General features: G+C 30.9%; 21 protein-coding genes. 6 read left to right on the top strand and 15 right to left on the bottom strand.

The features are described 5' to 3' along the window. Positions 1 to 20: 20 nt before the first annotated feature. The 9 genes from K8Z87_RS11710 to K8Z87_RS11670 all read right to left on the bottom strand — a co-directional run bounded on the left by K8Z87_RS11710 (position 21) and on the right by K8Z87_RS11670 (position 15,738). Positions 21 to 4,871: a T9SS type B sorting domain-containing protein gene (locus K8Z87_RS11710; RefSeq protein ID WP_227477753.1), complete on the bottom strand. Its 4,851-nt coding sequence runs from the start codon at positions 4,869 to 4,871 to the stop codon at positions 21 to 23. Positions 4,872 to 5,037: 166 nt separating this feature from the next. Beyond that, the gene (locus K8Z87_RS11705; protein WP_227477752.1) at positions 5,038 to 6,819 is read right to left on the bottom strand and encodes a gliding motility-associated C-terminal domain-containing protein; all 1,782 of its coding nucleotides are present in this window, start codon (positions 6,817 to 6,819) and stop codon (positions 5,038 to 5,040) included. Between the two features lie 38 nt (positions 6,820 to 6,857). Beyond that, a complete protein-coding gene (locus tag K8Z87_RS11700; protein WP_227477751.1) occupies positions 6,858 to 10,241 on the bottom strand; it encodes a T9SS type B sorting domain-containing protein in 3,384 nt (1,127 codons plus the stop codon). Positions 10,242 to 10,268: 27 nt separating this feature from the next. Beyond that, on the bottom strand, positions 10,269 to 11,093 hold the full coding sequence (locus K8Z87_RS11695; protein ID WP_227477750.1) for an ABC transporter permease: 825 nt from the start codon (positions 11,091 to 11,093) through the stop codon (positions 10,269 to 10,271). A gap of 74 nt (positions 11,094 to 11,167) precedes the next feature. Beyond that, positions 11,168 to 12,067: an ABC transporter ATP-binding protein gene (locus K8Z87_RS11690; RefSeq protein ID WP_227477749.1), complete on the bottom strand. Its 900-nt coding sequence runs from the start codon at positions 12,065 to 12,067 to the stop codon at positions 11,168 to 11,170. A gap of 122 nt (positions 12,068 to 12,189) precedes the next feature. After that, positions 12,190 to 12,708 (bottom strand): plasmid pRiA4b ORF-3 family protein, encoded by a 519-nt coding sequence (locus K8Z87_RS11685; protein ID WP_227477748.1) that lies wholly within the window; start codon positions 12,706 to 12,708, stop codon positions 12,190 to 12,192. A gap of 14 nt (positions 12,709 to 12,722) precedes the next feature. Continuing rightward, entirely contained in the window at positions 12,723 to 13,739 is a 1,017-nt protein-coding gene (locus K8Z87_RS11680; protein WP_227477747.1) for a COX15/CtaA family protein, read from the bottom strand. Beyond that, entirely contained in the window at positions 13,726 to 15,147 is a 1,422-nt protein-coding gene (locus tag K8Z87_RS11675; protein ID WP_227477746.1) for a CCA tRNA nucleotidyltransferase, read from the bottom strand. Before K8Z87_RS11675 ends, K8Z87_RS11680 begins: the two co-directional genes overlap by 14 nt. A 30-nt stretch (positions 15,148 to 15,177) precedes the next feature. After that, positions 15,178 to 15,738, bottom strand: coding sequence for an L-threonylcarbamoyladenylate synthase (locus K8Z87_RS11670; protein WP_227477761.1), 561 nt, complete (start codon positions 15,736 to 15,738; stop codon positions 15,178 to 15,180). A 95-nt stretch (positions 15,739 to 15,833) separates the two neighbouring features. Here K8Z87_RS11670 and K8Z87_RS11665 point away from each other — a divergent pair, with 95 nt between their 5' ends. Both K8Z87_RS11665 and K8Z87_RS11660 read left to right on the top strand, forming a co-directional pair. After that, entirely contained in the window at positions 15,834 to 16,640 is an 807-nt protein-coding gene (locus tag K8Z87_RS11665; protein ID WP_227477745.1) for a glycosyltransferase family 2 protein, read from the top strand. Next, positions 16,630 to 17,394 (top strand): lipopolysaccharide kinase InaA family protein, encoded by a 765-nt coding sequence (locus K8Z87_RS11660; RefSeq protein WP_227477744.1) that lies wholly within the window; start codon positions 16,630 to 16,632, stop codon positions 17,392 to 17,394. The genes K8Z87_RS11665 and K8Z87_RS11660 overlap by 11 nt, the downstream gene beginning before the upstream one ends. Here K8Z87_RS11660 and K8Z87_RS11655 read toward each other — a convergent pair. The 4 genes from K8Z87_RS11655 to K8Z87_RS11640 form a co-directional block, all read right to left on the bottom strand. Beyond that, entirely contained in the window at positions 17,374 to 18,144 is a 771-nt protein-coding gene (locus K8Z87_RS11655; RefSeq protein WP_227477743.1) for a glycosyltransferase family 2 protein, read from the bottom strand. The two genes, K8Z87_RS11660 and K8Z87_RS11655, sit on opposite strands and share 21 nt — an antisense overlap. A 120-nt stretch (positions 18,145 to 18,264) precedes the next feature. Next, entirely contained in the window at positions 18,265 to 19,338 is a 1,074-nt protein-coding gene (locus K8Z87_RS11650) for a CDP-glycerol glycerophosphotransferase family protein (RefSeq protein ID WP_227477742.1), read from the bottom strand. Next, a complete protein-coding gene (locus tag K8Z87_RS11645; protein ID WP_227477741.1) occupies positions 19,338 to 20,393 on the bottom strand; it encodes a glycosyltransferase family 9 protein in 1,056 nt (351 codons plus the stop codon). Before K8Z87_RS11645 ends, K8Z87_RS11650 begins: the two co-directional genes overlap by 1 nt. A 9-nt stretch (positions 20,394 to 20,402) precedes the next feature. Continuing rightward, the gene (locus tag K8Z87_RS11640) at positions 20,403 to 21,218 is read right to left on the bottom strand and encodes a 2,3,4,5-tetrahydropyridine-2,6-dicarboxylate N-succinyltransferase (RefSeq protein ID WP_227477740.1); all 816 of its coding nucleotides are present in this window, start codon (positions 21,216 to 21,218) and stop codon (positions 20,403 to 20,405) included. A gap of 223 nt (positions 21,219 to 21,441) precedes the next feature. Here K8Z87_RS11640 and ruvX point away from each other — a divergent pair, with 223 nt between their 5' ends. The 4 genes from ruvX to mazG all read left to right on the top strand — a co-directional run bounded on the left by ruvX (position 21,442) and on the right by mazG (position 23,806). Next, the gene (gene ruvX, locus K8Z87_RS11635) at positions 21,442 to 21,852 is read left to right on the top strand and encodes a Holliday junction resolvase RuvX (protein ID WP_227477739.1); all 411 of its coding nucleotides are present in this window, start codon (positions 21,442 to 21,444) and stop codon (positions 21,850 to 21,852) included. Positions 21,853 to 21,936: 84 nt separating this feature from the next. Further along, entirely contained in the window at positions 21,937 to 22,527 is a 591-nt protein-coding gene (gene def / locus K8Z87_RS11630) for a peptide deformylase (RefSeq protein WP_227477738.1), read from the top strand. 12 nt (positions 22,528 to 22,539) lie between these two features. Then, a complete protein-coding gene (locus tag K8Z87_RS11625; protein WP_227477737.1) occupies positions 22,540 to 22,965 on the top strand; it encodes a DUF5606 family protein in 426 nt (141 codons plus the stop codon). 67 nt (positions 22,966 to 23,032) lie between these two features. Next, positions 23,033 to 23,806 (top strand): nucleoside triphosphate pyrophosphohydrolase, encoded by a 774-nt coding sequence (mazG, locus tag K8Z87_RS11620; RefSeq protein WP_227477736.1) that lies wholly within the window; start codon positions 23,033 to 23,035, stop codon positions 23,804 to 23,806. A gap of 373 nt (positions 23,807 to 24,179) precedes the next feature. On the opposite strand, the gene K8Z87_RS11615 is transcribed toward mazG, so the two are convergent. Both K8Z87_RS11615 and K8Z87_RS11610 read right to left on the bottom strand, forming a co-directional pair. Beyond that, positions 24,180 to 24,800, bottom strand: coding sequence for a hypothetical protein (locus K8Z87_RS11615; protein ID WP_227477735.1), 621 nt, complete (start codon positions 24,798 to 24,800; stop codon positions 24,180 to 24,182). Between the two features lie 33 nt (positions 24,801 to 24,833). Continuing rightward, positions 24,834 to 26,846: a DUF349 domain-containing protein gene (locus K8Z87_RS11610; RefSeq protein ID WP_227477734.1), complete on the bottom strand. Its 2,013-nt coding sequence runs from the start codon at positions 26,844 to 26,846 to the stop codon at positions 24,834 to 24,836. Positions 26,847 to 26,869 lie beyond the last annotated feature (23 nt).

Raw genomic sequence — 26,869 nt, 5'->3', positions numbered from 1 at the left:
CGTAATAAAAGCTTTAAAAATTAACGTCTTAATGCAAAATGACCTTTAACTGTAAAAGCGATGTCACCTCGCCGCACATCAGCTGAGAACCAATAATCTGTAGCTGGCATTAGGCTACCATTGTACATACCATTCCAACCTCTAGAGTTAAATGAGAGTTGTTTTAGTAATTTCCCGTAACGATCAAAAATATTGACAATGGTACCAGGTAGAGTTTCTACGCCAACAATATGCCAAGTGTCAAAATCTCCATCATTATTTGGTGTGAAGAATTTTGGCGCGTCAATAACTAAAATTTCTCTGGTTACTGAAGCACAACCATTAACATCTATTATGGTTAGCGTATGAAATCCTAAACCAACATTTTCAAAGAAATTAGACTCCTGAGGTTCAAAATCATCAAGTTGATAGATGTAATCTCCAATACCAGTAACAGTTATTGTTACATTATTTGGGTCAGAAAAATCAACGACTTCAACTACATCTATATTTGCAGGTTCAGATTCTATAACATTAAATATACTTGTTACTGAGCATCCACTAATGGTTGTTACGGTGACATCGTAAGTGCCAATTTCTGTAATTTCAATTTCAGGAGTTGTTTCACCTGTTGACCATAAATAAGTATCATCAGTAAAGCCAGTTTCAGCACTAACTACTAATGGGAAATTCTCCGGGCAAATCGTTTGATCTGGTATATCCGTTAGAGGTAATGGGTTAATAATAGTATTGAATGATGTGGTACTAAAGCATGAGGTTTGTGTATTTGTCACTCTAGCATATATGGTTTCATTATCACTAGTTGTATATGGACTAGATAAAGCATCATTAGATGCATTGGCATCATCTAGACTATTATGATAGGTGACCGCAAAAATAGCATTACTCTGTGTGCCTAAAATAGCAGCAGTTTGTTCTTCTAAATCAATATCTAAAAAGCCGTCAAAATTGTCATCACAGAACACAATATCATTTGGAGTATTAGCGATTGGTAATGGATTTACAACTAATTGAAAAGGATAAATAAATACACAACCTGTAACCGTATTTTCAATTCTAATATGAATGGTGTCGTTAGTAGTTTGATAGGTGTAATTTGTATCTAAAACATTGGTTTGATTCGTTGCATCTTGAAGTGTTGAGAAATAACTAATAGTTCTATCTTGTGTGTTATCAACAATAACATCGTTTATAATATTTAAGTCGAAACTGTTACCACTATTATCACAGATCTCATAACTAGAAAAATCATTAAAGCTTGGCGGTAAATTAATAATGAGCTCAATAGGAAGGACTACAGGACAATTAGAGATTGTATTGATTACTTTTATATATACGGTCTGAGGATTAGAAAAATTCTCAAAATTTTCAGGATCAGCAATTGGATTTGCATCTAATTCTGCCTCTTCTAGTGTTTCAAAATAGGAAACAGAAATATTTTCTTGTCTTACATCTAAAATATTAACTTCAGAGTCTGTTAAATCCCAATTTACTCTACCATCAAAGTTAACATCACATTGTTCAAATGGTTCAGGATCAGTAACCATTGGCACAGGAATTACATTGATAATAAAAGATGTAATCGATGTACAATTACTACCATTACTAATCTGTACAAATACTTCTTGTGGATTAGAAGTATTGGTGAACTCAGAGGATACTGCATTTGTACTTGCTTCGGCATCTTCTAATGTGGTATAAAATGTTACCTCCAAGCTTTCAGTAATACCATCAGTTACCTGAGTAGCTATAGTATCTAAATCGATAGTTTCAAAAGTATCATTAGACATGTCATCACAGATAAAAAGATCCGTAGGTTCATTAAAAGGTGGATTAGTTCCTACTTCTAATAAAAATGAAGATACGCCAAAACAATCAGGGTCAGTATCATTCTCGACACGTACAAATATCTCTTGTGGATTAGATGTGTTTTGAAAACTTGAAAACTTATCTATAGGATTATTGCCATTATTTGCATCATTTTCATTAAGAAAATAAAAGACTTGTTTATCTGTTTCACCATTTAAAATTTCAGCATCTTTAGTACTTAGTATAAAATCACCAACATTATCCGTATCATTTTCACAAATTCTAAAATCTGTGATTGTAGTAAGCTCAGGAAGCGTATTTAGAATTATTGATAATGACTGCGTAACAAAGCATCCTGTTATTGTATTTTCTATTCTGGCAAAAACATCTTCAGTTTGCGCATTATAAGTTTGTGGATTAGAAATTGAATTAGTATTAGCATCTGCATCATCTTGAGTATTAAAAAAGGTAATGCTTCTGTCTGGAGTATTTCCGATCATTTCATTATTTCTATCTTCTAAATTAATAATGAAAAAGCCATCCTGATCATCATCACATTGTATAATAGGAGATGGAACATTGACTATAGGAGCATCTACCACTTCGACTTCAAAACTTGTAACATCAGCACAAAAGGATGTGCTAGAACGCACCCTTGCATAAACAGTAAATGGATTAGAGATGTTATTATAAAATGCTGGGAGTTGATTTAAGTTATTCTCTGCATCTGCTTGAGATCCAAAGTATGCAACATCAAAACCAGATTGATTTTCAAACAACTGCTGATCAAATTGTGTTAAATCTATAGTTGTAAATCCATCTTGATCTTCATCGCAAACCACTTGTGGACCAATAGGTGGAAAGGTTTGTATTTCATTTAATATTAAATCGAATTCTGATATTTCGGTACATGTAGGACTACTTATTGATATATATATTGTTTGTGGATTGCTAGTTGGAAAGTAGTCTGCAGATTCGTCAATAGGGTTTACACCATTATCTCGATCACTCTCTGATTCATAAAATGTAACATCTAGATCAGGAATGTCAAAAACAATAATATCTTGAATACTTAAAAAACTAAAGGCTTCAACTCCATCATTATCAATATCACAAAGTGAAAAATCTAAGATATTGGTTCCTGTAAGTAGTAGATTAGAATGAATTTCTATTGGTGCAATTGACACACAACCTGTATTAGGATCAATAACTCGGATAAATACAATTTGTTCTTCAATTGTGGTGTTTGCATAATTAGTAGGGTCAGCAATTGGATTAGATCCACTAAGTGCATCTTGTTCGTTTTCGTGATAGGTTATCGACACGCCAGTTAATCCATTTAAAATATCAGCTTCTACGCTAGTAATATCAAAATTAGCAAAGCCATCTCTATCTTGATCACAAGCATCAATATAATAATTTTGTTGATTAGCAATAACTGGGTTCTCTAATAGACTAATATCTAAAGTAGTTGTACTTCTACAACCCGTTTGAGGATTTATTACACTTACAAAGACCATATCATTTGGGCTTGTATTTACATAAGGCATAGGGATAATGTTAATCCCCATATCAGCATCAGATTGTGTAAAGTGATAGGTAACTTGCAGATTAGATTGTCCATTAGTAATTTCATCATTAACCTGATTTAAATCAATTTCAGTAAAGCCATCAGCGACTTGGTCATCACAGACTAGAAGTGTAGCAGGTTGAGTAATTGTAGGCCTAGGATTTACCATAAGTTGAAAATCATTAAAGGCCAAACAACCATTATCCACATCTTCAATTCTTACAAAAATGGTTTGCGGATTACTTGTATTGGTATAGTTCCCTGAAATAGGGTTGTTATTATTTTGTGCATCTGTTTCGGAAATATGATAAGATACTACATAATTACCACCTGAAGCTACTGAGTTTATTGCTTCACTGTCTTTTGAATTAATATTGAATACATCAACACCATCATTACTTTGGTCATCACAGACTTCGATATCTGTTATTGTACTTGAGGATTGTGTATTGCTTAAATTAATAACTATTTCATCGGTAATTGTACAGGTTGAGTCAGCTAGAGGAATATCTATTTCTACACGATAAGTACCAGATACCGTTGCATTTAATGATGATTGAACCTCACCGTTTAATAGTGTATTGTCTCTAAACCAACTATAACTTGCCTGTGCATTGTTTATATTCGCATTAAGTAAAACATCACTAGCACAGGTTGTAATATCATCCCCTAATTCTACCGCAGCATTAAAGCTATTTCCTTCAATGAATACTGCAGAGTCAAAATTGACATCTCTAGTATCAGCGATTACTAGTTTAATATGGTATTGCACATTCGGAATAATTGCTGCAGTAGCGGTTAATGGTACAGTTCTACCATTGTAGTTAGTATCTCCTAGATTATTACCATCAAAGAATTGTTCATTTTCTGCATTACAGAACCCATCGATTTGACCGTGTACATTATTGGATCTAATTGGCATATTTGTGCCTGGTATTACTGCTATATTGTTATAAGCGGTAGTGCCGACTTCTCTGATTAGAAAGGCAAATCCATCAACAAAATCATCGATACAAGGAAAATTAGCAAAGTAATTTTCTGAAGCAAAAATATAATTGAATTGTACGGTATTAGAAATTGAAATAAAATCGAATTCTATAACCGTAGCATTCATGGTTTCTTCTAAATCTCCTGATGAAATACCTAATATATTTTCTAAATCCGTATCACCACCCCAAGCTATAGTTCCATCATTTAAGACATCGTTATTTGTTGTATTTCCTGCAGAATTAGCGTTACCAGATGTAAGCACCAATCCATTTTGAAAAGGAAAATTAGAACTAGCACTTTGAAAATAACCGAAGCTGCCTAAATTACTTAAGCTACCATTAATAGGAGATGTAATATTTGAAATTTCAACACAACCTTGAGAAAAAGTATCTTCAATAAGCTGCTGGGCGGATAAGGTGTTATCTACTGAAATTCTTTGTGCAAAAGTGAGGCTGCTTATTACACAAAGGCATATACTTAGAATATGGTTAGACCATTTCATTTTGTTGCGGTTAAGTACAAGTATAATCCCTTAAAGATGCTATTAAGATGACTATAAATCATTGGATTACCGTCAAATGTAGTTAAAAATTAGATAAAGAGCAAAAAATGTCGATTAAATGTATTTCTTATTAATAGATAATGTTCGTAAATAGAGGTTGAAAAAATTAATAATTAACATAAACCCAGCCATTTATAGGTTTAAAATTAGAATCATTTAGGTTTAAAATATAATAATACGTACCAACAGGGACTAAATTACCTCTGTTATTTAATCCTCTATTGGTGAAACCAGACCATGGAGTGTCATTATTGCCTTCAAAAATTAATGTGCCTAGTCGATTATAAATTTGGAGCTCGTGATTTATGAAAATGTCATACAAACCTCTAATATTAAAGGTGTCATTTCTATTATCATCATTAGGTGAAAAACCTTCAGGAATTTCGGGAGGGCAATTTTCTACAATTAGATTAAACTGATAAATTTCAAAACAAAGTGAGGTTTCTACCCTTACATATATGATTTCTGGATTTGTAGTATTGTTAAAAATTTCAGGAGAAGAAATAGGATTTATGGTATTTCTTAGATCTTCAAGACTTGTATAAAATTCAAAGGAGTTAGTTGTAACATCTATTTCAGTTTCAATAGCAGAAATTAAATTAAATTCACCAATTTCAAACCCTAAATTACAGGTTATAAGGCCTGGTAAAATTATAATATCTGGAACGATGATTAATTCGATAGAAGTATTAGCGCTATTATTAGTTTCATCAGTTTCTGTGATTATCCCAGTAGAAGTTCCATCATCATCAACGATGATCTCAAGATTAAAAACTTCATTAATAGATTCAGGAATATCTATTACAATAGTATTAGTTTCACTACCTCCAATAGGAATATCTTGAAGTGTCTGTGATTGTCCAACTAGAGTACCACCTGCATAGAAAGCTATAGGAGTGTTTTGGGGTAGTATATCTGTACTGTTGGTATTATTAACCATGTAATCGATACTAATTTGTCTACTGTCACATTCTAATACAACATCATTAATTACAATAGTAGCATCCGGTAATTGACTATTTAATACAGTTATTATATTGTTAATCATTACAAAATCCTGACCAGAAGTTAAGCTTATAGTTGCTGAAGTATCTCCAATATTGATGTTGTTTTGAATGTTATAAACATCGATGTCCATATTATATAAATCCGTAGCACCTGTAAAGCTATTGGTACCATTAAAAGCATTATTAGCAGGATTTAGGGGAAAGTTGCTAATAATATTTCCATTAATAGATAGTTGTTCATTTACTGCTAAGGCATCATCACCTTCCCAAGCTATAAAACCTATTTTTGCATCTTCATTGTCTAAAACATTAAGATTATCTAATGTTATGGTTAAAGAATCTGGCACACTTTGCAACCCATCATAGACATTAAGTTGGTTTAATGGTAATGTCTCATCTTCAAAAATTACGGTAATTGCCCAACCTCCAAAATTGGTGCCCGAAGGGCAAAACGGATCTATGATTGCAGAAATATCGAAATCTGAAATGGTGTATTCTGCATTACCTTGATTTTGAATAATAGAGGTTACATCTGCATAAGCTGCGAAAAAAACTCGGTCAGCATCTAAAGCATCACTAAAAGTACGTTCGGCAGTTATGGGGATTTCATTAATAGTGATATCAAAATCTCCAGTGCCTGATCCGGCCCAATACAAATATGCTGCAATCACGGTTTGTGAGTCTTGTAATTGTAAAGTAGCAGAAGAACTCGTTGTGATTTCGCATTGAGAAAACGGGCCATTTTCATTAAGATTTAAAGTATTTCCAATGGCTAAATAATCAAACCGACCGTTAAACTGCTGGAATAAAGATACATCTTGTGCTGAGAGTTTTAAAGCACTTATTAGTAATAAGAAAAATAAAATTGATCGTAATTTCAATGTTGATTTTTTATAAAACTAAGTTACAGTTTTTATACTTAACGTTTTAGCGTAAAATGACTTGAAAATTGCCTGCCATCTTCTAAAGTCACAGAGAACCAATAATCATTTGTAGGCATAAGATTACCATTATAAATACCATCCCAACCAGAATCTCTAGGACTAAGTTCTTTGAGTAATTTCCCATAACGATCAAAAATATATATAATGGAATTTGGTTGGAATTGAGAGGATACACCTTGTACTTGCCAAAAATCATTATTACCATCTCCATTTGGGGTAAAGAATTTAGGAAATCCTATTACCGAAACAATTTCTTCAGTAATACCACAATTGTTTTTATCACGTACAAACACAGTATGCAATCCGGGACTTACATTTTCAAATCGATTACTATCTTGATAAATTCCATTTATAAAATCTAAGGCATATTCGTAATCTCCTTCTCCAGTTACAGAAATAACAATAGTGTTGTTCTGTGAAGCATCTCTAACTTCAATATTTGTAATTGTAGCCACATTAGATGCTAATACATTTATGGTACGTTCTTTAAAACAGCCTAGAGTATTAATAACTCTTACTGTATATATGCCAGGAACATTAATTTGTATTTCAGAAGTAGTTTCTCCTGTAGACCATTCATAGAAGAAATCATTAGGATTATCATTAATAACTCCTCCAGTTAATGTAATAGTCTCAGGAAACGTATTTAAACAGTATAAAGTCTCAAACTCTGTTTCAATATTTGGTAATTCATTAACAACTAATTCTACTTGGTTGATACCAAAACACGCATTTGCATTTTCAACTCTAACAAAAATAGTTTCGTTAAAAGGAGTTGTGTTGATATAGGCATTAGATAATGGATTATTTTCTAAAAGCGCATCATTAAAATTTTGATAATATACGACATCCAATCCTGCTTGTAAACCAGCAGTAACTTCGGCATCAGCATCTGATAAATTGAATTCGAAAAATCCATCTTCAGTACCATCATCATCACAAACTGTAATTGTTGCGTCATTGGATGCTGTTGCACTAACTTCTAGAGAAACTTCTCCAAAATTAACGCAGCCAGTAATTGTATTCGTAACTCTAGTGTGTATAATTTGGGGATTACTTATATTAATATAGTTATTAGCGTTTATAGGGTTTGTCTCAGATATAGCATCTGTTGCAGATAAATAATAATCTACAGTTCTGTCTGAACTTCCACCAATAATATCATCAAAAACTTCATTTATATTAAAAGCTGTTATGCCATCTGGTACACCATCTTCATCACATTGAAAAATGGAAGTATTATTTACTTCTGGTAACGGGTTTACAGTTAGTGTAAAAGAAGCTGTACTAAAACATGTAGAATTGGCGTCATTTTCAAGGCGTACAAATATATCTTGAGAGAAAGCTGTTGTATTACTAAAATTAATAGGTAGTGGATTATTACCACTATCTGCATCTTGTTGATTGATATGATAACTAATAGTAGTCGTTAAATTTTGTAGAGGCCCAAGAAGTGTTTCATTAAATTGTGATAAATCTGTAGTAACAATACCATCTAAAACGTCACCTTCAGTATCGCAAACCGCTTGTGGAACAACATTATTTATAGTAGGAGTGTTAAAAACAGTAATAGTAAAATCAGTAATATCAAAGCAATTGATATTATCATTATTATCTACTCTTACAAAGATTTGTTGAGGATTATTTCTGTTATCATAAGGAAAGGTAATTTCATTAATACCATCATTGGCATCTAATAAAGTTTCATAATACTTAACAGAAAATTGATTTGAATCTTGGCTAGCTAACACTTGGTTAGTTTCAGAAACAAAGTCAAATGTAGAAATATCATCATTGTTATCGTCACAGATATTAATATTGGTAACTGTATTTGCGACAGGGATATCAAAAACTCCGACTACTGCATTACCTTCTATAGGACATTCTCCTGTATTAGGTTCTATAAAAACCTCATAAAAACCAGGTGTGTCAACAACCAATTCAAAAGATGTTTCTGGTAATGGATTACCATCTTTAGACCATGCATAATCTGCACCAACAATATTCTCAGCGGTAAGTGTAAAAGATTCTCCTGCACAAAGATTCAATTCTGTAGTACTGACTTCATTTTGTATAATGTCGATTTGCGTATTAAATAACGATTGAATAAAAGGAGGTAAACCAATACGGCTTAAATTTTGTCCAGTTCCACTAGGATCTATTAAAAGTCCTTGTTCATCATAACCGACAGCAGTTCCATCAGCTTCAGGATTATTAATAACACCAAGATAGCGTCCTGTACTATTAAAATTTTGAAAGTTTACTTGTGCTCTATAAATCCGTCTATCTATTCCTAATTGTAATGCGCCAGCACTTAAAGTATTAGAGGTACTAATAACTTCTAAAGAATTAGGGATATCTATTTGCTCTAAATCCCATTGTAATATTTGACTGGCACCATTTCCTCCAATACCTAAACCAATAGTAGCATATACTTTCCTGTTTTCGGAAGAGAATTCAACTCCATATGGGCTGTCATTATTTTGAGGACTGTATAATTCTTCACTATTGGAAACTGTACCAGTATCATTGTCAAAATCAAATAAATAAACACCACCACCAGCATCTTGTGCAGTAACAGTAGATAATCCAAAATGCGCCACAGCTAATTTAGAACCATCAGGTGATGCTTTTAAATAACCAAGTGCATTTCTTCGATAACCTTGAGGTGGAACATTGGGTCCAACTGTGGATATTACAGGGGTTGTACTTACTCCATTTTCATCAATTTTAAATGCATAAAAACTATCTGCAAAATGTGTAATTACCCAAAACGAAGAGCAATCATCAGCTCTAACTGCAGTAATTTTTTCAGAGCATCTATAATCTACATGAAGTGGATTGGTTGTATCGTATGTTATGAGCGGAACATTTTTTTCTGTTGGTTCTACAGCTCCCAAACCACCATTGTCATTAATATTTATTCTTGAATATGTAAGACCATCGTTAATGCCATCTCCATCCGTTTCATTAGGAAATGATGCAGAATTGAAATGGTGCGGTTCATCTACGGTGAATATATAGTAAAAATCTGGATCTTGAGGCCTAGGAACGATTAATCCAGAAGATGTACTTGAAGGATCTCCTTTTAATCCAGTTCCATTTAGCATCACTTGATGATTTCGATTCCATACTGTGATGCCATCTGAATAGAATAATAAATTACCATTAGTATCCGAAATTGTGGTACAACCCTCTAATGTATTTAGTTGGCCATCGGTAATGGCAGTAACTCTGCCGTCTACTGCATTAAACTGAACACCAGCACGTTGGCCAAAATACCAAAATGAAGCTTCATTCTGTGCACTTAATAGGTAACAATTTGTTATAAAAAATAGCGCTATATATATCTTTTTCATTTGCGATAGCCAAGGCTACCAAAGATATTATAAATCTCGCTTTTTTAATAATCGATACGATAAAAAGATAAAAAGTGCTGTCCAACCTAAAACAATAACGATTTCATGGAAGTGTAAAGCATAATCATAAGCTAAATCTGCTTTGTCAGGGAATTTAGTCATGACCATACGTTGTATAGGTTGATCTATAAGCTTATACATAGATTGTAATGGGAAAAAGTTATGAATCTTTTCAGCAATATTGTAATTAAATTGCCATGTAATAATGCCTACGATAATCCATTCTAATAGGTATAATATAACTAAAAAGGCTAATGCAAACGCAGAACGTTTTAAAAGCATTCCGAAAAATAAACATAAGCTAAAGAACCCGACGAGTTTAAGAAAATAAGCGAGTAGAAAATCTACTTCTCTAAAAATAATATTAGCTTCTGTATAGCTTGAATAGTATAACCCAATTAAAAATGTAGCAAGACCAATTAACAGAGTTGCTGCTAGAGAAAAGAATACGATAGTATAAAATTTTGACAGTATAAACTCTTTTTTACTTAAGCCATCGATTAGGTTTTGTTTTAAGGTTTTGTTGCTGTACTCATTACCAATCATACTCACCACGACAATAGCAAAAAAGAATTTAAAATACGATGCAAAAAAAGTAGTGATATGCCAAATGATAGGAAAGTTAAAAATCCCTAATTCACCAAGCTCTAATGTAAAAAAGCCAAAGACATTAATCTTTATAGAAGATAAAATAAGAACTGTAAATGGTAATATAAAAGATATAAAGATTAATATTTTACTGGTTCTGTTCAGTAAAAGTTTTTGTAATTCTAATTGTACGAGACGTATCATTTTTGATTGGTTTAATGTAATCCTGATTAGAGATTAATATATTTTGATTGATCCTTCGACAAGCTTAGGATATATTAGTTTAAGTTATCTGTTAATTGTAAAAATTGTTCTTCTAAACTTTCTTTACGTTTTACAAGATGAGATAATGTAATGTCTTTACTAAACATTAGTTTATTAAATTCTGAAGCAGACATAGGATTATTTAAAAAAGCGGTAACAATTTCATCTTCTATGGTTATTTTTCCAAATGAAGTATCTGTTTCTAATAGCTTTATTAATTCGTCATGTTTATCTGCTTTTAACTCAAAAAAACCATGACTATTAATCATTTCGTCAACGCGCCCTGAGTATAGCTTTTCACCTTTTCTAAGTACCACAACATGAGAACATACTTTTTCTACTTCGTCTAATAAATGTGATGCTAATAAAATTGTAGTGCCATTTGCCGCAATATCTTTAATGATTTGCCGAATTTGATGAATACCTTGTGGATCTAAACCGTTTGTTGGTTCATCTAAAATTAAAATTTCAGGGTCGTTTAATAGAGCAGAAGCAATAGCTAGACGCTGTTTCATACCTAAAGAAAATGTTCTAAATTTACTATTTCGTCGATCTAATAAACCTACAACTTCTAGCTTTTCTTCAACTTTACTTGTGTCAACACCTTTAATTTTACAAACTAATTTTAAGTTTTGTAACGCCGTCATGTAAGGATAAAAGTTTGGGCGTTCAATAATGGCACCAACTTTCTTTAAAGCATCATGTGTTGAGGTATTGCCATCAAACCAATGAAAGTTACCTTCAGTTTTATTGACGACATTTAATACAATACCTAGTGTTGTAGATTTTCCACTACCATTAGGACCTAAAATGCCATAGACATTACCTTTATTGATAGTAAAACTTAAATCTTTAACTGCAGTGAGATAACCAAACTTTTTAGTAAGGTTATTAATTGTTAGGATATTCTCCAAAATGATTGATTTTTTTGATCGGTTATAGAAGTAAGACGAACGATTCGTTTTTTTGTTACAGTTAGTTATAAAAAAAGCATTTCTTAATAGAAATGCTTTAGTGTATATAATGTGGAATTAAATTAATTCCAATTCTCGTCAAAATCTAAATCTTCATAATCGTCAAATTTTACGTCATCATCAAACTCATTAAAACCTTCATCATCTGTGTCTGCTTCAAATTGTTTTTCTGGGGCTTCATCTGGTACTTGACCTTGCACAAACATAAGATTTGGATAATCTAAACCTTGCGCTTCTTCTACAATTTCTGCAAGTTCAACAAAGAAGGTCCACATGTTTAAAAAATCGTAAACATAGATAAGACGCGTAGAAGCTTCATGTACTATATTTTTAATAATTGTAGTACTCATCACTTTGACTTCATTACCAGCTTCACTCATGTCAAACATAGAAATCTCTTCGCCTTGATTCCATTCATCATCACTAACATAAAACGATGCCATTTCCATACCATCAAAACCAAAAGATTGTGTTATGATATTATGAAGATCTTCCATAGTATCGGTTTCTCGTATTTCTAAATCTCTAAAAATATCCTCTTCGGTGTCGTTGTCTAAGATGACTCTAAATCTGTAAATCATATTGCAAAGTTAAACTATTTAGAGAAACGATGAAGTGTAAATACCATTGTACTTAACAATATAAATGCGCCAACTTGGTGTACAACACCTAGCCATACCGGAACTCCAAGAACAAGTGTTAATACACCTAACAAAAATTGTAAACCTACCATTATAAATAATAGGTTAACACCTCTATTTTGTAACAATGTAAGCTGCATCTTTCTTGTTTTATACCAAATAGATATGATAAAAATAACAACAATGTATGCTAAGATTCTATGCACAAACTGAACACCGCTTCTGCCTTCAATAAAATTAAGATATAATGGGTTTTGTTCTATATAAACAGTTTCGTGTATAAATTTTCCATCGTTCATTAATGGCCAGTGGTTATGTATCCAACCCGCATCTAAACCAGCAACAAATGCACCGTAAATAATCTGTAATATTAAAAGGGTTAAACCTATTCTAATAAAGTTTCTAAATTTTTTATTGTAGGTTTTCCTTTCTGGGAAAATTAGATCTAAAGCCACCCAAAATGTGTAAGCAAACGTTAAAAATGCTGTAGTAAGGTGTGCCGCTAATCTGTAATGACTAACATCTGGACGATCAACTAAACCACTCTTTACCATATACCAACCTAAAAAACCTTGAAAACCTCCGAGAACGAGTAATAGAGAAGCTTTCTTTATTGTTGCTTTTGTGAGCTGTTTTTTAATTAAAAAATAGATGAACGGAATGATAAACACTAAGCCTATAAAACGACCGATAACACGATGAATCCATTCCCAAAAATAAATATCTTTAAACTCTTCTAAAGTCATGTTATAGTTGAGTTTTTGATATTCTGGGTATTGTTTATATAAATCAAAAGCTTCGTTCCATTCTATTTTGTTCATTGGCGGAATGGTTCCAGAAATTAATTTGTAATTAGATATGGATAATCCTGAATGCGTGAGACGCGTAATACCACCGACTACGACCATTATAAATATTAAAATACAACCGATAAGTAACCAGTATATAACCTTATTATTATCTTTCTTCATGTTTTATCAATCCTAATTTTTCACCTTCTTTTAGCATTAATTGAAATGCGGCTTCGTATTCGTTTGGTATTTCGCCTTCGAGAATAGCTTCTTTAATAATTTCTTTAATAATCCCTATTTCTCTTGAAGGTTTTAAATTAAAGGTTTTCATAATCTCTTCACCACTAACTGGTGGCTGAAAATTACGAACATGGTCTCGTTCTTCAACTTCAATAATTTTATCTCTAACGATTTTAAAATTGTTATGATAGCGCTTAAATTTTTTTGGATTTTTGGTAGTAATATCCGCTTCACAAAGCGTCATTAAATCTTCTACATGGTTGCCAGCGTCAAAAACCAAACGACGTACTGCAGAATCTGTAACCTCAGTTGCTAATACAATTGGACGAGAGCTCATCAATACCATTTTTTGAACAAACTTCATTTTATCATTAAGAGGCATCTTTAAGCGTTTAAATAAATGGTAAACCATTTTAGAACCTTTAAACTCGTGACCATGAAATGTCCAACCAATTTTTTTATGGAATTTTTTAGTAGGTGCTTTACCAATATCATGTAAAAGTGCAGCCCAACGTAGCCATAAATCTTCTGTATGTTTAGATATATTATCGACAACTTCTAACGTGTGATAAAAATTATCTTTATGGCGTTGCCCTTCAATTTCATCAATACCTTTAAGTGCTGTAAGTTCTGGTAAAATATAATTAAGAAGTCCTGTTTTTTCTAGGAGTATAAATCCAACAGAAGGTTTTTTACTTAATAATATCTTATTGATTTCAGTAACAATACGTTCTTTAGTAATAATTTTTATTCGATCTTTATTCTTAGTTATGGCATTAAGAGAATTGCTTTCTATTTTAAAATCTAATTGCGAAGCAAAACGAATAGCTCTTAACATACGTAATGGGTCATCACTATATGTTATATCTGGGTTTAAAGGTGTTCTAATGATTTTTGCATCAAGATCATTAATGCCATTAAAAGGGTCGAGAAGTTCTCCGAAAGTATTTTCATTTAGGCTTAATGCTAATGCATTTATAGTAAAATCTCTTCGATTTTGATCATCTTCTAAAGATCCATTTTCTACAATAGGATTTCTGCTGTCTTCAGAATAACTTTCTTTGCGCGCACCAACAAATTCAATTTCAATATCCTCATACTTAAGCATTGCAGTACCATAAGTTTTAAAGACCTGAACTTTTGGGTGATTAGGAATTTGCTTAGAAACTTCTTGTGCTAAATCTATGCCATTACCAATAGCAACGATATCTATATCTTTGGCTTCTCCACGTTCTAAAAAATAGTCGCGTACAAAACCTCCAATAACATAAGCGTCTATATTTAAAGATTTTGCAGATTTAGATATAATCTTAAAAATATGATGTTGTAGTGCGTTTTTGTAATTCATCTTAGACTTTAGCTTTAAAATTTAAGCTAATTATTCACGGATAATTTTTAATGATCCATCTGTATTAATTTTAATAATTTTTGATGGATTTACATCTGTTTTTTCGTGTTGCAAATTTACAACATAGTCTACACCTTTAATAATGTCTTGAGTAATTTCTTTAAAGGATTGTGGAGTAGATTGACCACTTATATTTGCTGAGGTAGAAACAATAGCGCCGTTATATTGAAGTAATAATTCTTGACAAAATTTATGATTAGGGATTCGTATAGCTATTGTACTATCTTCAGCTATTAAATTATTAGCTAAATATTTTGGGTTATTATAGATGATAGTGGTTGGTTGTGTTTCTGTATTAATAATTTTAATAGCGGAATCTGGTATGTGAGAAATGTAATTCCTTAGCATAGATTGATTGGCAACTAAACATATCATAGATTTAGTAGCGATTCTTTTTTTTAAAGCATAAATTTTTTTAACGGCTTCAGCATTTTTAGCATCACAGCCAATACCCCAAACCGTATCTGTAGGATAAAGGATAATTCCTCCGTTTTTTAATACTCTTATTGTGTTGTGGACTTCTGTTGTAATAGCTCTTTGAGTTTTAGCAAAGATAATCGGTTTTGATCATTTTTTAGTTGCTGTATAAATTATTTAAGACCGACGAAAAGTTGTAATATTGCTATATGAAACCTAGTTTTACTTCTAGTTTGGTTATTTCTACCTATAATTGGCCTGAAGCTTTAAGCTTAGTACTTAAAAGTGTAAATAACCAAAAAATATTGCCTGACGAAATAATTATAGCAGATGATGGATCTAGTGATGAGACAAAAGATGTTATTGAAATGTTCAAAGGCAAACTAAAATCTCCTTTAATACATGTTTGGCATAAAGATGAAGGATTTAGAAAGTCAGTGATATTAAATAAAGCAATAGCAATAGCTAAAGGAGATTATATTATTCAGGCAGATGGAGATTGTATTTTACATCCTTTATTTGTTAAAGATCATCTTAGTTTAGCTGAAGCTAGTGTGTATTTATATGGAAGTAGAGTTAATATTCAGAAGCATTATCTTAAAACATTATTTGAAAATAAAAAGATTAGGTTTGGTGTATTCTCAAAAGGGATCAAAAAGAGAACGAGAACTATTCGTATACCTTTATTAAGTTTTTTGTATAAAAAAAGCACTAAATTTTCAAAAAAGTATAGAGGATGTAATACGTCTTTTTTTAGAAAAGATTTTATAGCAGTAAATGGTTATAATGAAGATTTTAAAGGTTGGGGAAGAGAAGATTCTGAATTAGCACTTAGGTTGCATAATTTTGGTATTAAGGCTAGACGTTTAAGATATAAAGGAATTTTATATCATATATATCATAATGAGAAATCAAAAGATAGATTAGAAATTAATAACGAAATAGAACAGAATACAATTACTAATAAAGTTACTTGGTGTAAAAACGGTATAGAGAGTTATTTAAATGAAGAATAAAATTATTCATAATAAATTTAATGATAAAGAAAGTTTTTTAGACAGTATCATTTTAAATTATAATACTAAGGGAGAAAACTTTGGAAAACAAGATAGAAATTCTATAAAGCTATTTGAATTAGATAAGCAAATCATTAATGTAAAATCGTTTAAAATCCCAAATATTGTAAACCAACTAGCATATCAATTATTTAGAAAAAGTAAAGCACAACGTTCTTTTGAGTATGCGTGTAGATTAAAAGAATTTGGTATTGGAACACCACAACCTATAGCTTATTATGAATTTTCGAAACCATTTTTATTTAAAAAGAGCTATTATATTAGTGAGCATTTATCATACGATTTAACGTATAGAGAGTTGACTACAGATTTTAATTATCCAAATCATGAAAACATAATAAGAGCTTTTACCAGGTTTACTTTTAAATTGCACGAAAAAGGAATTCATTTTTTAGATCATTCTCCAGGAAATACATTAATTAAAGCAGATAATGACGATTATCAATTTTATTTGGTTGATTTAAATAGGATGGAGTTTAAAACACTAGATTTTGAAACTCGTATTAAAAACTTTTCGAGATTAGCAACTCATAAATCAATGATTGAGGTTATGAGTGATGAATATTCTAAATGCATTTGTATGGAGTATACCAAAGTTTTTAATTTAATGTGGAAAGAGACACAAGATTTTCAGGATAAATTTCATCGCAAAAAAAGGCTTAAAAAAAAGCTTCTATTTTGGCGTAACAGATAAACGTTTAAGTTCTCTATACCTGTATATTATTCCTAAAGCATTTAATTTACAGATGTTATAACCTGCTATTCCGTCTAAAAACCCTAACCTAAAAATAAAGTTGAATATAAACTTATATAAGAATTTAGAATAGAACTTAAAAGCATTCGGTTGAGTTCCTTTTTTATGTAATTCAAGTGCTTTTAGTTTACCATAATGCTCTACTTTTTTTCTATAGCTTTCATAATCATTAAACGAATAATGAAGCATTTTATGATTTAAAAGTTCAGTCTCGCCATCTATAATTGGTAACTCATGGACGAATCGATCTTCTCTGTATTTTGTTGTTCCTTTTTTAAATAACCGAAAAATAGTGTCGGTCTGAAAACCGCAATATTTTATCTTTTTTCCTTGAATAATAAATTGCCTTTTAAATTTAAAAGCTACACTTTGAGTGTTACTACTGACTTTTTCTAATATTTCTTTTTGTAGCTCAGGAGTTATACGTTCATCTGCATCAATGAAAAGAATCCAATTGTTATTAACTTGATTTATAGCAAAATTGCGTTGGTCAGCAAAGTTTTTAAATTTATGCTGTATTACTTTTACATCGGTATATTCATTAAGTTTTTCATAAGTTCCATCATTGCTATAAGAATCTACAACAATAATTTCATCACAGAAACGAACATTAGCAATTACATCTTCTATATGATTTATCTCATTATAGGTAATAAGTAAAGCTGATATTTTAGAATGATTTGAGGTCAAATAAATGTTGATTATGAATTGGTAAAAATAACTTTTTTGATGCTATCAATAGATGAATATTTAATAAATACTTCCTATTATATCTACTATCAAGGTAGTTTATATGATTTAATAAAAGAATTAATCTTGATCTTTTATTGTAAATGGGCGATTAAAAGATTTTAATGTGTAATAATTTAATTTCTTTCTAATCTTGTATTTTCTAATTAAGTTAAGCGGTTTCTTTTTTAAATGGCTTTTGTCTTTGTGTAAAAAAGAAATTGTAGCATCAATAACTCTTTTACTTGATTTACCATCATTAAATGTATGAGAAAATTGAGCAAATTCTTCAATTTCTTTAATAAGTTGTTTAGGTCGTTTCAATGCTTTTTTAATTGAAACTTCTATATCTTCTATTCTAGAAATATCAATTAAATATGGTCCTGGCATATTATTTTTAAAAGTAACAACGGGCTTTTTTTGTAATAAAAACTCAATGATGGCAGAAGTAGTATCCGAAAACATTACATCGGCTTTTTTAAAAAGCGGTATTAAATCCGTAGTATCATAATAGGTCAAATAATCATTTTGAATGCTTTTGATTTTTTCCTTAGTACTTTCCGGTAGTTTTGGATGTAGAACAATCATAAAACGCCATTTCTTTAGTTTTGAAATACGTTGAATTTCGTTTACAACATCATCATTTAACGCTAAACTGTATTGTTTTGTAAAAGTTGATGCTATTAAAATAACAGGATTGTCAGAAATAGGTTTGTTAACTATTGGAAAAAGCGGATCTACTTTAGACCAACCAGTTTCTATTGCTTCAAAAGTTTTATTTTCTTTACTAATTTGTGTAAAAACACCTGTAGAAGATTCACCTTGTGTACAGTACAAATCAAATAAACCTCTAATTTTAAATTGATCTGTTCCTTTTCTTTTATTAGCTGGAAATCCATGAAACACTTGTACTTTTAACGCATTAATAAAATCAGGTATTATGTCAGTAATAGCTAAAATAATATGAGGTTGGTAATCCAATACTTGTTCTATAGATTCTAAAACATTATTTTTTGAATTTAATTCAACAATATCTTTGTCTCTATCAGAAAACCATTTCACAGAATATTCTCTACGTATAATCTCATTCTCAAGTGGCACTCCAATAGGAATGGCATAACGGTAAGAGATATAAATTAAGAATTTGTAATGCATTATTCAAAATTAACTAAAAAAGAATTTAATTTAGGTATTATAAGCTCTGGTTTTAATTTTAGGTAATACGATTCAGGGTTCTTTTTAGCTTCAATCCTATCTTTATTTGTATGCTCCATATAATCATTTATATGAACGGCTACATGATCATCCGATTCTATGTTACCAAACCAATTCTGTTTATTTAGGTGTGGAGAAAAAATTGTAAATGTAGATATGTTTAATGCTTTTGCCATATTGTTAGCGCCTCCTTCATTACCAATCAAAGCATTGCAATGAAATGTTATCGCTAAGAATTCTCTTAGACTCTTGCCATATACATCTATAAAAATATTGTTTTGCGTACTTTTTTTACATAGATCAAAAATTAATTCTACATCTTCTTTTTGTTTTGGCAAGTAATTAAATAGAATTTGAGCATTAGGTTTTATCTTTATTATAGCATCTAACAATTTCGCCATATACTCAAAAGGATAACTTTTAGCTAAGCTACTTCCTAAAACACTAATCATAAATAAAGGTTTATTTAAATCTATATTTTGGTGCTTTAAATAATTTTTAGCGTCTTCAATTTCGGTTTTACTTAAATATATAGAAGGTTTATATACTTTAAAAGGAACATTAAGAGGTTCTAGTAAAAGCATTCTGTTTTCTATAGCCAAACTTGCATTATAATCAGGTTTTGTTTTACGCTTTATTGGATGAGTATATATAAAAGAAGATTGCGGTTTATGATATCCAATTTTAAATTTAGATTTCGAAAAAAGTGTTATAAGATTACTACTCAATTTTCCGTAGACATCTATAATAACATCATATTTCTTTTGTTTTAAATTTTTTAAAAAACGTAAAAAAGCTATTTTATTATTTTGAACCTCTGGTGTAAAAAAAATAAATTCGTTGATAAAGGGATTGTTTTCAACTACAGGAAATGTATGCGAATTAATTAAATAATCTAATTGTGAGTTAGGGTATTTTTGGTGAAGTGCTTCAAACATCATACTGCTTGTAAGCACATCACCAATCATTTTTTGCTGAATAATTAATAGTTTCAAAATTATAGATTACACCGCTACATCGTACTCTCGTAAAGCATCATTTAAAGAGGTTTTTTTATCTGTACTTTCTTTACGTTTTCCAATAATTAAAGCACAAGGTACATTATAATCTCCAGAAGGAAATGATTTTGTATAGCTACCAGGTATAACTACAGAGCGTGCAGGAACTCTGCCTCGCATTTCAATAGGTTCGTCACCAGTAACATCAATAATTTTTGTGCTCATAGTTAGTACAACATTAGCTCCTAAAACAGCTTCTTTTTCTACACGTACTCCTTCTACAACAATACAACGACTGCCTATAAAAGCACCATCTTCAATAATTACAGGAGCTGCTTGTAGAGGCTCTAAAACACCACCAATACCAACACCACCAGAAAGATGTACATTTTTGCCAATCTGTGCACAACTACCCACAGTTGCCCATGTGTCAACCATAGTACCTTCATCTACATAAGCTCCGATGTTAACATAACTAGGCATCATAATAACACCTTTAGAGATATATGCTCCATGTCTAGCTACGGCATTAGGAACAACACGAATTCCTTTTTCTGCATATCCGCGTTTTAATGGCATTTTATCGTGGTACTCAAAGATACCAGCTTCTAATGTCTCCATTTTCTGAATAGGAAAATATAAAACAACAGCTTTTTTAACCCATTCGTTAACTTGCCAACCACCTTCAACAGGTTCAGCGACTCTTAAATCTCCAACGTCTATACGGTTTATAACTTCTCTAATAGCATCTGTTGTATTAACATCAGATAAAAGGGAACGATCTTCCCAAGCATTTTCTATAATAGATTGTAAATCTTTCATTAATGTATATTTAATTTCTGATGGCAAAGATAAGCTCATATAAAAGATCAAAAAAATATTTAGAAAAATTTGTGACCTTTATAATAAACAGGTGTCTTAGATATTAGTTAATAGAGTGATTATATTCTTTTGTAAGATGTTAATCATGGAATAATTAATAGCAGAATGAAAACGCTCCTTGATTATTAGGAGCGTTTCTTATTATATTATCTTTGTAAAATATATGGGAAGACTTTTAGCTATAGATTACGGAACAAAAAGAACAGGAATTGCTATTACTGACGAAATGCAAATTATTGCATCTGGTCTTACTACTGTTGAAACAAAAGAGCTACTAATTTTTTTAAAAAAATATATAGAAAAAGAAACGGTAGATATGTTTATTATCGGTTTACCAAAGCAGATGGATAATACAGTTTCTGAAAGCGAAGTACATATTCAAAAGTTTTTAAAGCAATTAAAACAAACCATTCCTAATATTCCGGTAGAACGTGTAGATGAACGTTTTACATCAAAAATAGCATTTCAAACAATGATTGATAGCGGAATTAGCAAAAAACGACGTCAAAATAAAGCATTAATAGATGAGATTAGTGCTACCTTAATTTTACAAAGTTATATGTCTAATCAATAGAGATCACAATTTGTTAATTAAGTCTATAGAAGTTGGTGTTTGATTTTTGAATTTGATATTTTTGCACCCGAAAACAAATACATTATGATTTTACCGATTGTAGCTTATGGTGATCCTGTCTTAAAAAAGAAAGCTATCGAAATTGATAGTAATTATCCTAAACTTTCTGAGCTTATAAACAATATGCACGAGACCATGTATGGAGCTTATGGAGTAGGTTTGGCAGCACCTCAAATTGGTTTGGCTATACGTTTGTTTTTAGTAGATACTTCACCTTTTTCTGAAGACGAAAGTTTTTCAGAAGATGAGAAGGCAGAATTAGAGGCTTTTAAAAAGGTGTTTGTAAATCCAATTATCTTAGAAGAAGAAGGAGACGAATGGGCTTTTAATGAAGGTTGTTTAAGTATACCAGATGTAAGAGAAGATGTATTTAGGCAACCTAATATTAAGATTCAATATCAAGATGAAAATTTTGAAACACATGTTGAAGAATATTCAGGTTTAATAGCTAGAGTTATTCAGCACGAATACGACCATATAGAAGGCGTTCTTTTTACTGATAAACTATCATCGTTTAAAAAGCGTTTAATTAAAGGAAAGTTGCAAAACATTTCAAAAGGAAAAATTAAAATAGATTACAAAATGCGATTTCCTGCTATGAGTAGAAAGCGCTAATTACATATACCTATGAGTTTAGATAAAATTTTATCAATTTCAGGAAAACCAGGATTATATCAAATTGTAGCACAAACACGTACAGGAGCTATTGTAGAATCCTTAATAGATAAAAAAAGAATTACTGTTGGCGCACATAGCAATATCAGTATTTTAAGTGAAATTGCTATTTATACATTAGCAGAAGAAATTCCTTTAAAGAATGTATTAAATACAATTAAAACTAAAGCTAATGGTCAGCCTACAGAAATTAGCCATAAAGCAAGTAAAGACGATTTAGAAGAGTTTTTCTTTGATGTCTTACCAGATTATGACGAGGATCGTGTTTATCCTTCAGACATTAAAAAAGTGATTCAATGGTATAATATTCTTCAAAAAAACGATCTTTTATCAGTATTAGATACTGATGAAGACGATGATACTTCTGAAGAAGAATAAACCTGTATTCCTTTCTTAGTTTGCATATAATTGTGGTAATTTTAGAATTCTAAATTTAACCAAAAAGATGCCAGATAGAACTTCGCAATTAAAAGCTTTTGATCGTTTGTTAACTATAATGGACGAGCTTAGAGCACAATGTCCGTGGGATAAAAAGCAAACCATGGAGTCGCTTCGTCATCTCACTATAGAAGAAGTCTATGAATTAGGCGACGCTATTTTAGACAATGATTTAGATGAGGTTAAAAAAGAATTAGGCGATGTACTATTGCATATTGTATTCTATGCAAAAATAGGAAGTGAAACCAATAGTTTTGATATAGAGTCTGTTTGCGATAGTATTAGTGATAAACTGGTAAGTCGTCATCCACATATTTATGGAGATATTGAAGTTAATGATGAAGAAGACGTCAAACGAAATTGGGAAGAGTTAAAACTTAAAGAAGGCAAAAAAAGTGTTTTAGAAGGAGTCCCGAAGAGTTTGCCAGCAATGGTTAAAGCCAATAGAATACAAGATAAAGTAGCAGGAGTTGGCTTTGATTGGGAAGCACCAGAACAAGTGTTTGAAAAAGTAGAGGAGGAGCTTACAGAATTAAAACAAGAAATAGCAACAGGTAATACGGACGCTATTGAAAACGAATTTGGCGACGTATTGTTTTCTATGATTAATTATGCACGGTTTTTAAATATAAACCCAGAAAATGCTTTAGAGCGTACCAATAAAAAGTTTATAAAACGATTTCAATATCTAGAAGAAAAATCAAAGGAAATTAATAAGCCATTAAAAGATATGACTCTATCTGAAATGGATGTGTATTGGGAAGAAGCTAAGTTGTTATAATAAACAGTTATTCCCACATTCGCTGGTATAACAATGTCAAAAATTTTCAAAAAAAATTGAATTAAAAAATCCAAACTCATTTTTATAACGTAACTATTATATGAGACTGTAGTTAGTTTCATAAATCTTAGTAGAATCTTAATTATATATTAAGCGAGTAATTAAGGTTAATTTAGTTTAGTTAGGGCAAAATCCACTTGTTTAAGCAAGTGGATTTTGATTTATTTCATCTGTATAGAAAAACATCATAGTTAAACGAATGTTTGTGTTAACTTTTTACGTAATGATTATTTAAGAGTATAATGGAATATAGTAGAGATTTCTTTACTTATTATGTAAAGCAAATAGTAACCTTATTATTAACAAGGGTTGTTTAATCTTTGTTAAGACTGTCTAGTAATTCTAAATATAATTTTAAAGACCTATCAGAATCTAATAGCTTCTTTAAATTTTCTGGTCTATCTGAAAGTAAATCTTTTAATCGTTTTCTTGTTAAAACACGTGGTTTGTAATCCTTTTCTATATCTAAAAAATAGATTTTACTTTTTTTCAATTTAAAACCAACACCATCTTCTATATAACCGCCTATTAAACGTGTACTGGTGAAACCTGCTTGACCTTGAATATTTCTTGGATAAGATTCATCAACTACAAAAGCACAATATCTGCCCAGAATTACAAGTTTAGAAAACCTGTTTCTAGTTACAAATTCAATATTATGTTTCATATTGTAGTATATATTGCCATTATGAGTAATGGCAATTAGCTTATTAATTTTATCATATCCATTGCATTGATTTTCTATTTTATTTACAGTTAAAAGTTTTTCTGATTTATTTTTAAATACTATATTTTCTACAGAACAAGGTTCTCTTCTTTTGAACTGTTCAAAAGTTAAATAAATACCATCATTACTATTTTGAGAAAAGCTAAAAGAGAAAAAGGTTAACAGAATTAAGTGAAAGAATGCTTTCCGGATATTATAAAACGACATAAATTTTAATTATAGTATTGTGAAAAAAGTGTTTTAAGAATACATACTACGAATCTTCTTCAATTTTTCTTGCCAAGTATCTAATGCCTTTTTGTGGTTTTCAATATTTCTATGGACATCTTTAACTAAAGGATTGTCATCTTTTACATTAGAGAAAAATTGGAGATTATTTTCTAGCTGATTAATTTCCCCTTTTACTTCATCAATTTTTTTACGAATAAAGTTTTGCTCATTATCTAACAAGCGTGTGTCATCAGGGTTTGATAAATTTTCGAGTTTGCTTTCAAATCTAATCATCTCTAATTTAGATTTGTCCATTTTTAATTGATTGAAAGTTGCATCAATAGTTTTACTGAATTTTCCATCAATAAAACGTTTGTTTTGCGGCACATGTCCAACAGCTTTCCATTCGCTAATCTTAGCTTGTAATGTAGCGACATCTGCATTAACGTCTTCCGTAAAATCAAATGATTTGAGATCTTCTAAGAGCTTTGCTTTCTTATCAAATGCATCATATAATTCTTGATTTTCAGCTTTTTTACCTGCGTGTAAACGATCAAAGTAATGATTGCATGCACCTTTAAATTGCTTCCAGATTTTATCAGAATCTCTCCTTGGTACATGACCAATTTTTTTCCATTCGTTCTGAATCTTTTTCATTAATGGAGTCACAGTTTCAAAATCTTCACTGTTTTTATTATCCTCAGCAATTTTAATTAAATCGTTCTTTTTTTGGAGGTTATTAAATTGATCCTTTTTTAAACTTTTATAAAACTTATTTTTATTTCTGTTGAAATCTCTAACAGCATTTTTAAATTTTGCCCAAGTGGCTTCGTTAACTTTTAGAGGGACTTTACCTGCGTTAAAAAAATCTTCGCGAAGCACTTCTATAGTCTTAATTTTTTTCTGCCATGCTCCATGAGAATCTGTTGTATCTTCATTTACAGTAATAATCTGAGATATAATATCTTCTTTGCGTTCAAGATTTTTTTCGTAAGCTTTATCTAGGTCAGCATAATAGGCTTGACGCTTATCGTGTATAGTTTTTGTAGCATTGCTAAAACGTTCCCAAATGTCTTCTCTATGTTCTTTAGCAACAGGACCTAATTCTTCTTTCCAAAGTTTGTGTAGTACTTGTAATTCTCTAAACGAACGGTTTGTGTTTTCATCAGCGGCTAGCTCTTCAGCACGCAAAATAATTTTTAATTTTTGATCGAGGTTATGCTTAAAATCCATATCGCGTAAATCGCGATTGAGATGTAAAAAGTCGTAAAACCGTTCTACATGATGATGGTAAGTATTCCATGCATTATTGTATTTATCTCTAGGAATTGGACCAGCATTACGCCATTTGTCTTGTAATTCTTTAAAATGCTTATATGTTGTATTTATATTCTCTTCAACATTAAGTAAGCCTTTTATCTCTTCTATAATAGTGAGTCTATTTTCAAGATTTTGTTTTAAACTTTGCTCTCGTTCTTTATAATACGCATTTATAGAGTACTTATAATCTTTGTAAGCTGTATTAAAACGTTTTTTAGTATCGTTTGTATAATAAAAATCAATTTGATTTCCACCATCAGCTATAAACTCTTCTTTCTTTTCATCTAAAAGTGCAGCGTACTTAGAATTAAATTCAGATTTAATCTCATTAACATGTGTAGAGATATTTTGAACTTTATGGTTTTTTATAAGCTTTTCAAATTCAATTACCAAAAGATCCATAGACATGGCATGGTAATCTTTGCTTTCTAGTTTGTGACGCTCAACATTAGATTCATCTTCAGCATCTTCAGCATTAGAACTTTCAATTTCCTCTACATGTGCTTCTTCTGAAGTGGTGTTGTTGTCATCTTCATCTTCTTTTGCAAGTAGAGTCTCAGAAACTTGAGTTTCGGTTTCTGATACAATTTCAAGATTATCTGTATTGGTTTCTGTAACAGCAATAGACTCTGTAGTTGTGTTTTCGGTTGGCACTGGAGTTGAATTGTTAATTTCAACTTCTTTTTTTCCATCTGCATTCAGCAGGTTATCGTTCTTAGACATCAGTCGTAAATTTTATGTGTAGG

This window comes from Winogradskyella immobilis (assembly GCF_021887715.1).
GTDB lineage: Bacteria > Bacteroidota > Bacteroidia > Flavobacteriales > Flavobacteriaceae > Winogradskyella > Winogradskyella immobilis.
The sequence above is the reverse complement of the archived record's forward strand: the minus strand, read 5'-3'. Positions and strand labels throughout refer to the sequence as shown.